Origin of the sequence: Pseudarthrobacter naphthalenicus (assembly GCF_029076445.1) — a bacterium.
GTDB lineage: Bacteria > Actinomycetota > Actinomycetes > Actinomycetales > Micrococcaceae > Arthrobacter > Arthrobacter naphthalenicus.
Genome location: NZ_JARESG010000002.1, coordinates 79,396 through 89,564 on the forward strand (window position 1 = coordinate 79,396; position 10,169 = coordinate 89,564).

The window sequence follows — 10,169 nt, forward strand, 5'->3', positions numbered from 1 at the left end:
GCTTATGCCTCATCCAGGATTGCCGGGACCTTGAAACGGTTCTGATCGGAGTCCGGGGCTCCCGAGAGTGCCTGTTCGGCCGTGAGCGTGTGGCCCACGACGTCCTCGCGGAACACGTTGGTCAGCGGGATGGGGTGGGAGGTTGCCGGGACGTCGTCGCCGGCGGCTTCACTCACGGACTTCACTGAATCAACGATGACGGCGAGTTCGCCGGCCATCCTGTCCAGCTCTTCAGCACTCATCTCGATGTGAGCGAGTTGCGCGAGGTGCGCAACGTCGTCACGGTTGATCGCAGCCATGGATCTCCCCTGCAAGTTCGAATTGTTTTCCGATCCAGTCTAGTGGGGAAACGTCAGTGCCCGTCTGACGACCCCCAGCGGGCGTCAGACGGGCACCTCGGTGCCGTGGTCCCGGTCACGGGGACCGGCCACAGGCAGCATAAGACTAACCGATACCGATAGCCCCGGTCAGCATTGCGATTGCCAACATGACCAGGCAAACCACGGCGGCGCGCCAAAGCACCTTTTTGTGGTGGTCGCCCAGGTCAACTTTGGCAAGCGAGACCAGGAGCAGGATGGCCGGAACCAGCGGGCTCTGCATGTGGAACGGCTGCCCGGTGATGGAGGCGCGGGCCATCTCGGCGCCGCTGATGCCGTAGTGCGCAGCCGTCTCGCTGAGGACCGGAAGCACGCCGAAGTAGAACGCGTCATTGCTCATGAAGAACGTCATGGGGATGCTGAGGAGGCCGGTGATGACGGCCATGAGCGGGCCCATGCTGGACGGGATGATCTGCACCAGCCAGGCGGACATGGCTTCAACCATGCCCGTGCCCTTCAGGACGCCGGTCAGGACTGCGGCAGCCATGACCATGCTGACTACGGCAACGATGGAGGGAGCGTGCGCCACGACCTGTGCAGCCTGGTCCTTGACGTGCGGGAAGTTCACCAGCAAGGCGATGGCCGAGCCCACCATAAAGACGTAGGGCAGCGGGATGATGTTGGCCACGAGGACCACCATGACAGCCACCGTCAGGGCCAGGTTGAACCAGAACAGCTTGGGGCGAAGGGTGGTGCGGTTGGGGTCCAGGGCCGTGCCGGCCATGCCGGTGTCGCTGTCCGCCGTGAGTTCGGTGCGTTCCAGCAGGGCCACACCACCGGAGTGCGCTGCACCGCTGACGGCGGGGCCTCCCGTTGCGGGAACAGGCGCGGGACCGCGGCCGGAGCCACCGTTGCCGGAACCATTCCGGACGGAACCATTCCGGAAGCTGCCGCTGCCGCCTGCGGAGGTGCCGCCGTCGAACTCTTCAGCGGTAAAGGGTTCGGCCGAGGACGGCACTCCCCAGATTTCGGGCTGGGTGGCGCGGAGGCGGTTGCGTTCCTGCAGTCCAAGGACCCAGGCGAACACCAGGACCACGGCGAGGCCGGCGATGAGTGACGGGATCATGGGAACGAAGACGTCATTGACGTCGATCTTCAGGGCGCTGGCGGCGCGGGCGGTGGGGCCGCCCCACGGCACGATGTTCATGGTGCCGTTGGCCAGGCCGGCCACGACGGTGAGGACCACGGGGCTCATCTTCAGCCGGAGGTAGATCGGCAACATGGCGGCGGTGGTGAGGATGAACGTGGTGGACCCGTCGCCGTCCAGGGAGACTGCCGCGGCCAGCAATGCGGTGCCCAGGACGACCTTGGCGGGGTCGTTGCCAAGCTTGCGCAGGATGAAGCGGACCAGCGGGTCAAAGAGCCCCACGTCGATCATCAGGCCGAAGTAGATAATGGCGAACATCAGCAGGGCGGCAGTTGAGGTCATGGACTTCATCGAGTCCATGACCATGTCGCCAAGGCCGAGCCCGGCGCCTGCGAACAGGCCAAAAACGGTGGGGACGATGATGAGCGCCAGCACTGGCGTCAGCTTCTTCGTCATGATCAGCACCATGAATACCGCGATCATTGCGAATCCAAGTAATACCAGCACGGCCGGCTCCTTCATTGTGAACAGCGGCACAGCGGTGTGACGCGTGCTACAGACTGTAGGGTGGCGGCCGTCACGGCTGTGGCTTTGGCTCAATTGATTGGCATACTGCTTATTCCAAGCATTTTGCGCATTCTGCTCACGCACGAAAGGAGGACCATGCCGCGTCCCTGGCGCACGCCGCCGATCCGGTTTTCCACCCAGACGCTGTTCCTGCAGCTCGGCGTGGTCCTGCTGGTGGTACTCCTGAGCACGGCCGTCCACGCCTGGCTGACCTACGACAGGGTGGGTCGCGAAGCCGAAAACCAGGCCCTGACCCTGGCCCGGGCGGTGGCCGCCGACCCCTCCGTGCAGGCCAATGTGCTGGCCATCAGCGAGCGGGAGGGCACTCCCCCGCCGGCCGATCTCCGCGCCGGGCCTCTGATGGCTGCCGCCGAGGCGACGCGGATCCGGACCGGCGCGCTGTTTGTGGTCATCACTGACGAAACCGGCCTGCGCCTGGCCCATCCCGATCCGGCGCGGCTGGGTGAAAAGGTCAGCACGGACCCCACCGAGGCGCTGGGCGGCCAGGAAATCACCACCCGAAACACCGGTACCCTGGGCCCGTCGGCAGGTGCGAAGGTACCCGTCTATGCACCCGGCACCGGCACCGTGGTGGGCGAGGTCAGCGTGGGCTACTCCATGGAAACCGTCGGGCAGAGCCTGGAACGGGACATCGGACCTGTCGCCTTGACCGCTGCCGGCGCGCTTCTGGCGGGCGTGCTGGCCTCGTTCCTGCTGCGGCACCGGCTGCGGCGCCTCACCATGGGCCTGGAACCAGAGGAAATCAGCACCCTGGTCCACGACCAGGTGGCTGTCCTGCAGGGGGTGGACGACGGCGTCATCGGCGTGGCCGCCGACGGCAGGATCAGCGTCTTCAATGCAGCCGCACAGCGCCTCCTGGACCTGCCGGACCTGGCGGGGACTCCGTGGGCCGATGCACCCGTGCCGGCCCAGCTCAAAGCCCTGACCAGGGCAGACGCCGGCGAGGCCGAGGCCATCGAGCTCGTGGCCGGTGGACGTGTCCTGGTGGCGAGTGCCCGCAAGGCTCTGCACCGCAAGGAGGACCTGGGCTGGGTGGTGATGCTCCGGGACCGTACGGAACTGCAGCAGCTCACCCGCCAGCTCGACGCCGTGGGCACCATGTCCACGGCCCTGCGCGCCCAGCGCCACGAGTTCGCCAACCAGCTGCATACCATCGCCGGCCTGATGAGCATCGGGCAGCATCAGCAGGCCCGCGAGTACCTGGCCGGACTCGCCGCCACCGGGCCGTTGAAGTTCCCGGTGGACCAGGCCGAACTGCTCCAGGACCCCTACCTTCAGGCGTTTGTGGGGGCCAAGGGCGTGGAAGCGGACGAACGCGGGGTGACACTGCGGATCGGACCCGAAACCCTCGTCCGGGGTCAGGTCACGGAGCCGCAGGACGTGACCACCGTGCTGGGCAACCTGATCGACAACGCGGTTGAGGCCGCCGTCGCCGGTTCCGCCACTGACCGGTGGGTGGAGGTGGAGGTGCTGGACGAACCGCACGACGACGGCGGCACCCTCCTCATCGTTGTCGCCGACTCCGGCGACGGGCTAGCTTCCGGGACGGACGCCGAGATCGTGTTCACGGAGGGCTATACGACGGCGATGCAGACGATCCGGCCGGGCGGTGGGGGTTTGGACAAAGTTGGTCTGGACAAAGTTGGTCTGGACGGAGGCGGCCGCCGTGGTGGAGGTCAAGGCCTTGGCTTGGCCTTGGCGCGGAAGCTCGCCAGGCGCCGTGGCGGGGACATCCGAATCCTGGAAACCGGCATGCCGGGTGGCCCCGGAGCTGTGTTCATGGCCTCCCTGCCAGGCACAACCGCCGGAGCTAAACCGGACATCGCTGACAGACCAACTAACGGGGCCAATGACGGAACTCTTTCCGGGACTGCGGGCTCCGGGACTGCCGGTTCCGGGACTGCGGACCATATCTACGCTTCAGAAAAGGATGACCATGCCTGAGGATTTCAGGGTGCTGATCGTGGACGACGACTTCCACGTGGCCAAGCTCCACGCCGCCTACGTCGACTCTGTGGCGGGGTTTATGGCCCTGGCGCCGGTAGGAACTGCGTCGCTGGCGCTCCAGGCGATCCATAGCCTCCGGCCCGACCTGGTGCTGTTGGACGTCTACCTGCCGGACGCATCGGGCCTGGACCTGCTGCAGCAGCTGGATGTGGACACGATCATTCTCAGTGCCGCCTCGGACGCTGCATCAATTCGCCGGGCTTTTCGCCGCGGCGCCCTAGGGTACTTGCTGAAGCCCTTTACGTCCGAATCGCTCTCGCAGCAGCTGCGTTCCTACGCCCGGTACCGTCGACTGCTCGGAGCGCCCGGGTCTGTGGACCAGGGCGCTGTGGAGCGGGCCAAGAGGGCGCTGATTCCAGGCGACGTGACACCGTCTGCCAAGCCGCGGTCCGCCACCGAGGCGGCGGTCCTGGAATCTTTAGCTGCCGGGGAGCAGTACTCGGCGGCCGAGGTGGCCACTCGGGTTGGCGTCTCCCGGGCCACCGCCCAGCGATACCTGTCCTCGCTGGCAGACGACGGCGCCGTAGATATCCAGCTCCGCTACGGGACCACCGGCCGGCCCGAGCACCGTTACGGGCTGCCCGCGCAGTAGCCAGTCAGGGCAGGAGGGCAGCGGCCAGTTAGCTGGGCACCAACGTGTCATCCTGCCGACTCTCGCTGGCGTTAATGAGGTCCGCCAGCGGGGTGGTTCCCAATCGGGGTGTTCGGAGACACGCCTCAGCCTGCCAACGAGCCAAATCACGCGCAGGAATTAGCGCCGGAGCAGCCCGTCAACAGCGCGAAGGCTGTACTTCTATGTGGATAACCGCTTTACTCGGCGCTCTTCTGGGCGCCAAGTTCGATCTCGACCAGCATCTTCGGATCCAGGAACGGCAGGACATGCACCAGGGACAGGGTTGGGCGGATCCCGCCGAACACTTCGCCGTGGGCACGGCCGGCCTCTTCCCACTTGCTGATATCCGTCAGGTAGAGCTTGGACTGCACCACGTCATCGAAGCTGAAGCCCGCATCCTTCAGGACCGTGCCGAGCTTCTGGAGGATGAACCGGGTCTGGGTATAAAAGTCCTCGCCGACAACCCCGTCGTCACCGCTGGCAGCTGTGGCCGAGATGTAAAGGGTATTGTCCACCTGGACGGCCCGGGAGTAGCCGAGGGTCTGTTCCCAGACGGAGCCAGTGCCGAATGTTTTGCGCATGGTGGGCCTTTCGGTGCCGAAAAATGAGTCGGCACCACTGTAGGTCGGCTAAAGGTCGAGCCGATAAACCAGCAGCTTTATGTCGGTGCCCGGAATCAACCAGTCCCGCTCCGGCACCCGCCGGAAACCCGTCTTCCTGTACAGCCCGTGCGCGCTCTCCCACGTCCTGCCGGTGGTCAGGGCGACCCCGCTGATACCGTCCAGGCCTCGGGTGTGCTCCACGATGGCCTCCACCATCGCCTGCCCCGCACCGCTGCGCTGCACGGCAGGGTCCACCACGAGCATCCGGAACTCCAGCTCGTCCCCGAGTGCAATGTCGGCGTACGGTTCCCCGGCCAGCGCCAGTGTCACGGATCCCACTACCTGCCGGTCCCGCTCGGCCACCCAGATGGTGGCCTTCGCTGCCCTTGCTGCTACGTCCTGGATCTGCTGCATGTACGGGTGGTCCGCGTTATCGAAATGACCCGCTGCCAGGTACGAATCCACGGTTATCCGGGCGATGGCGGAAAAGTCTGCCTCAACGGCGGGACGAATGGTTATTTGCGAATGCACTTGACAATGTTAGTGCCGGTGAGGGGTCAGAGTGGAAACTTCCCGGCCAGCTCCAACGTTCCGGCGCAGGTCCAGGCCGCAAGCCTGTCCGCGTCGCTGGGCCCGCCGTCAAGCGGGCTGTCCAGGCGCGGACGCCGCACCCAGCAGCCGGCTTCCTCTGCGATCAGGGCCCCGGCTGAGTAGTCGTGTTCGTTCAGCCCGCGTTCTCCATAGGCGTCGTGGGTGCCGTCCGCCACGAGGCAAAGGTCCAGGGCCGCTGAACCCAGCCGCCTGACGTCCGCGAATCCCTCCATCAGCTCACCCAGCAGGGCGGCCTGTTCGGTGCGGACTGCCGGATCGTAGCTGAATCCGGTGGCCAGGATCTGGCCGGCCCGGCCGGCCACCGGCCCTTGGAGGGAAGTGACCCGGCCGCCCTCTTCCAGCCACGCGCCGTGGCCGCGGGCGGCATAGTAGATACGGCCAAGCGCCGGAGCGTTCACCACGCCGGCCAGCCATACGCCGTCGGAATCTGCGACTGCCACGGAAGTGGCGTAGTAGACGATGTTGCGGATGAAGTTAGTGGTGCCGTCCAGAGGGTCAATGGACCAGCGGTACCCGCTGGGCGCGGACGGCCGGGTGGTCCCGTGCTCCTCCCCCGTGACGATGTCCCGGGGCCGGGCAGCGGCGATCTCCTGCCGGACAGCATTTTCCGCGGCAACATCGAAAGCGGTGACCCAATCCCCGGCGTCCCCCTTATTGCTGACGTCCAGCGCCTCACCATTGCGCGTGGCGAGGACCTCGGCTCCGGCGGCGGCAGCCTTCCTGGCCACGGCCAGCAGTTCCAAGGCGAAGTCGGGGTGGTTCATTCTGTTGCCTCCAGGGATTCGGATGTGGCGTCGTCTGCCGTTGCGGTGTCAGCGGCGCTCTCAGGCGCGGCGGCTGGACCGTTCTCCAGAAGTTCCCGGAAACCGTCCTCATCCAACACGGGAATGCCGAGTTGCTCGGCCTTGTCCAGCTTGGTGCCGGCGTTCTCGCCCGCAACGACGTAGCTGGTGTTTTTAGAGACTGAGCCCGCTGCTTTGCCGCCGCGGGTGAGGATCGCTTCCTTCGCCTCGTCCCGGCTGAAGTCAGGCAGCGAGCCCGTGACGACAATGGTCAGCCCTTCAAGGGTCCGGGGTGTTGATTCGTCGCGTTCGTCCTCCATCCGGACGCCGGCCGCGGCCCAGCGGTCAAGGATCTCCAGGTGCCAGTCCTCGGCAAACCATTCCTTGAGCGCGGCAGCAATGGTGGGGCCCACACCGTCCACGTGGGCCAGGTCTTCCTCGGAGGCGTTGCGGATGGCATCCATGCTGCCAAAGGCGGTGGCCAGTGCACGCGAAGCCCGGGGCCCAACGTGGCGGATGGACAATGCCACCAGTACCCGCCACAACGGCTGGCTCTTGGCCTTTTCAAGCTCCTTGAAGAGCTTCTCCGTCGTGGCGGTGGGCTTCGACGGGGATTTCGCAGTGCCCTTACTGAAGAAGTACGGGACCAGTTCAAACTCGCCGGTAGGCACGCCCTTGGACCGTTTTTCCCGCCGGATCCGGACACCCGCGAGGTCCTCGGGCTTGAGGTCGAACAGGGCGGCCTCGGAAACGAGCGGCGGGATTTCCGGCTCGGCAGGCTGGGTGAGTGCGATGGCAGCTTCCCACCCGAGGGCCTCGATATCGAACCCGCCGCGGCCGGCCAGGTGGAAGACGCGTTCGCGGAGCTGGGCAGGGCAGGACCTGGCGTTGGGGCAGCGAATGTCCACGTCCCCCTCCTTGCCCGGGGCGAGGGGGGTTCCGCAGGACGGGCATTCGGTGGGCATCACGAAGTCACGGACCGGCGGGTCCTGCTGGTCGCGCAGGGCCAGCACGGGGCCAACGATCTCCGGGATAACGTCGCCGGCCTTGCGCAGCACCACAATGTCGCCGATTTTCACACCCTTGGCCTTGACCACGTCCTGGTTGTGCAGGGTGGCCATCCCCACCGTGGATCCCGCGACTTTGACGGGCTCCATCACGCCGTACGGTGTCACGCGCCCGGTGCGTCCCACGTTCACCGCGATGTCCAGCAGCTTGGTGTGGACTTCCTCCGGCGGGTACTTGTACGCAACGGCCCACCGCGGCACACGGGTGGTGTAGCCGAGGGCGCGCTGGGTGGCGAGGTCATCCACCTTGACCACAATGCCGTCGATTTCGTGCATCAGGCTGTGCCGTTTGTCGCCGTAGCGTTTGATGAACTCCAGCACTTCCTGCAGGCTGCCCAGAACCTCAAAGTACGGGCTGACGGGCAGGCCCCACTTCGCCAGCAGGGCGTAGGTCTCCGACTGGGTGGCGGTCTCCAGACCGTCGCGCGCCCCAAGTCCGTGGACAAACATCCGCAGCGGCCTTTTCGCTGTTTCCGCCGGGTCCTTCTGCCGGAGGGATCCGGCAGCGGCGTTCCGGGGGTTGGCCAGCGGGGCCTTACCCGCCTCAATCAGCGCCTCATTGAACTCTGCAAAGGCCTTGGACGGGATGAATACCTCGCCGCGCACTTCCATCTCGGGCGGGAAACCGGCACCGGTCAGTTCCTGCGGGATTTCCTTGATGGTCAGCACGTTGTGGGTGATGTCTTCCCCTGTGGTCCCGTCACCGCGGGTCGCGGCGCGGACGAGTTTGCCGTCGCGGTACAGCAGGTTCACGGCGAGGCCATCGATCTTGAGTTCCGTCAGCCAGGCAGGCCTGGCGGTGTCACCGAGTTTGACGATGCTGGCCTCGGCCTTGGTGATCCAGGCCTCCAGTTCCTCCAGGGAAAAGACATCTTCGAGGCTGTACATGCGTTGCAGGTGTTCGACGGCGGCGAACGCGGCGGAGACTTCGCCGCCCACTTCCTGCGTTGGGGAGTCATTGGCGACGAGTTCGGGATGCAGGGCCTCGATCTCCTCCAGCCGAAGGAACAGTGCGTCGAACTCGGCGTCCGAGACCAGGGGTTCGTCCTCCTGGTAATAGGCGAAGCGGTACTTCCTGACCAGGTCAACCAGCTTCTCGTACTCTTCGCGGACTGATCCGGAAGGGACGGCTTCCGGTTCGGTCGCATTCTCGTTGTTGGCGGCTGTAGCCTCTGCGGGGCCGGTTGCTGTGCTCACAGACCTATCTTGCCCTACAGCGCTGACACTTGCCTTGTGGCCGGACACGCGACGGGGCCCGGACGGTTCGTCCGGGCCCCGTGCAGGCAAAGCGGGTTTAGCGGGAAGCCTGATCCTGCTCATTGGCGTTCCTGGTGGCCTTCTGGCCGGCATCCTTGAGCGCCTGGATGACCTGGTTCAGCGCACTCGTGTGCGTCCCGGACCACTCGCCGCGGAAGTGGTCCGCGTCCGGGCCCTTCCACACGGTGCTGTCCAGCAGCCGGGTCAGGTTGCTCCGCTCCTGCTCGATCGTGGAAGCACCGGCCTGCAGCTTCGTGCCAAGAGTCCTGAGCTGCTCTACATCTGCGCCCCAAATAGCCATCAGTTTCTCCTCATAAAGTCATTGGATCCGATCCGGATCGGCATCCCCAGCGGCCCCCGGCTCATCCGGAAGATCCATTGCCCCCAACCTATCCCGGCCCCCAAACCCCGTCGATGGGCACCGCTGCCCATGCAGCCCTCACCACGGGAGTTCCTCCCGGGACAGCACACGAAGGCAAAGCGTCAGTGCGAGGAGAGCCGGTTCCGTCCCCACCAGGCGAACGCCAGCCCGGCGATTCCCACCAGCAGCACGCCCGCCATGATGGGCAGCAGCCCGGCGTTCCCGAACAGTCCGGGGCCATCATTCCGGGACACTGCGGCCGCCTGCGTAGGTTTGGCCGACTTGGTGACCGGTGTGTTCCAGTTGGATTCAACGGACGGACTTGCGGAAGTGGGGGAGGGTGGGATTGCGCTGATGGTGGCCTCCGGCGTCGGGGTTTCCTGCTCCGGAGAAGCCATGGGCTCCGGGGCGACCGGGGTAACCGGAGCGGGAGCGGGCGCAACCGGGACGGCGGGGACCGGCGGGGCCGGTGGAGGCGGCGGGATGGTGGGAGCGGGGGTGGGGGTGGGAGTTGCAGACGGAGGAACGGTGGGCTTCCCGGTGCCGGGAGAAGTTGGCTGGGGCTTCTGGTCGGCGGGAAGAAGCCCGCAGACCACCGCGCAGCCGGTGTCGCCGTTGTCGGCCTGAGCGGGGGCAGCCGCCGCCCAGCCGAGCGTAAGTACCAGCACCGCCATCACCGCGGCGACGCCGCGCGGCACGGAAGAACATCGGATCATGGTTACCTTTGCGGTTGGCGCGCGGCACCCCTCCGCGGCGAACTAGTGTTGCCGGTAGTCTTCTACACCGCACCGGGGCCCGCAAATCCAAGGATCGGTT

General features: G+C 66.0%; 10 protein-coding genes. 2 read left to right on the forward strand and 8 right to left on the reverse strand.

Annotated features, from left to right (window positions below):
* Positions 1 to 2: 2 nt before the first annotated feature.
* On the reverse strand, positions 3 to 299 hold the full coding sequence (gatC, locus tag PY310_RS02480) for an Asp-tRNA(Asn)/Glu-tRNA(Gln) amidotransferase subunit GatC (RefSeq protein ID WP_275212563.1): 297 nt from the start codon (positions 297 to 299) through the stop codon (positions 3 to 5).
* 145 nt (positions 300 to 444) lie between these two features.
* Positions 445 to 1,971, reverse strand: a complete 1,527-nt coding sequence (locus PY310_RS02485) for a CitMHS family transporter (protein ID WP_275212564.1) — start codon at positions 1,969 to 1,971, stop codon at positions 445 to 447.
* A 156-nt stretch (positions 1,972 to 2,127) separates the two neighbouring features.
* Between PY310_RS02485 and PY310_RS02490 the strand changes: the two genes are divergently transcribed.
* Positions 2,128 to 3,996: a sensor histidine kinase gene (locus tag PY310_RS02490; RefSeq protein WP_275212565.1), complete on the forward strand. Its 1,869-nt coding sequence runs from the start codon at positions 2,128 to 2,130 to the stop codon at positions 3,994 to 3,996.
* Positions 3,989 to 4,651, forward strand: coding sequence for a response regulator (locus PY310_RS02495; protein WP_275212566.1), 663 nt, complete (start codon positions 3,989 to 3,991; stop codon positions 4,649 to 4,651). The genes PY310_RS02490 and PY310_RS02495 overlap by 8 nt, the downstream gene beginning before the upstream one ends.
* 218 nt (positions 4,652 to 4,869) lie before the next feature.
* Here the strand turns inward: PY310_RS02495 and PY310_RS02500 are convergent, their stop codons facing one another.
* The 6 genes from PY310_RS02500 to PY310_RS02525 all read right to left on the reverse strand — a co-directional run bounded on the left by PY310_RS02500 (position 4,870) and on the right by PY310_RS02525 (position 10,069).
* The gene (locus PY310_RS02500; RefSeq protein WP_275212567.1) at positions 4,870 to 5,253 is read right to left on the reverse strand and encodes a RidA family protein; all 384 of its coding nucleotides are present in this window, start codon (positions 5,251 to 5,253) and stop codon (positions 4,870 to 4,872) included.
* 48 nt (positions 5,254 to 5,301) lie between these two features.
* Positions 5,302 to 5,805 (reverse strand): GNAT family N-acetyltransferase, encoded by a 504-nt coding sequence (locus tag PY310_RS02505; RefSeq protein WP_275212568.1) that lies wholly within the window; start codon positions 5,803 to 5,805, stop codon positions 5,302 to 5,304.
* Between the two features lie 26 nt (positions 5,806 to 5,831).
* Positions 5,832 to 6,650 carry an inositol monophosphatase family protein gene (locus tag PY310_RS02510; RefSeq protein WP_275212569.1) on the reverse strand — a complete coding sequence of 273 codons (819 nt, stop codon included), beginning with the start codon at positions 6,648 to 6,650 and terminating at the stop codon, positions 5,832 to 5,834.
* Positions 6,647 to 8,932, reverse strand: coding sequence for an NAD-dependent DNA ligase LigA (gene ligA, locus PY310_RS02515; RefSeq protein WP_275212570.1), 2,286 nt, complete (start codon positions 8,930 to 8,932; stop codon positions 6,647 to 6,649). The genes PY310_RS02510 and ligA overlap by 4 nt, the downstream gene beginning before the upstream one ends.
* Before the next feature lie 97 nt (positions 8,933 to 9,029).
* Entirely contained in the window at positions 9,030 to 9,293 is a 264-nt protein-coding gene (locus PY310_RS02520) for a WXG100 family type VII secretion target (protein ID WP_275212571.1), read from the reverse strand.
* A gap of 182 nt (positions 9,294 to 9,475) precedes the next feature.
* Positions 9,476 to 10,069, reverse strand: coding sequence for a hypothetical protein (locus tag PY310_RS02525; protein WP_275212572.1), 594 nt, complete (start codon positions 10,067 to 10,069; stop codon positions 9,476 to 9,478).
* Positions 10,070 to 10,169 lie beyond the last annotated feature (100 nt).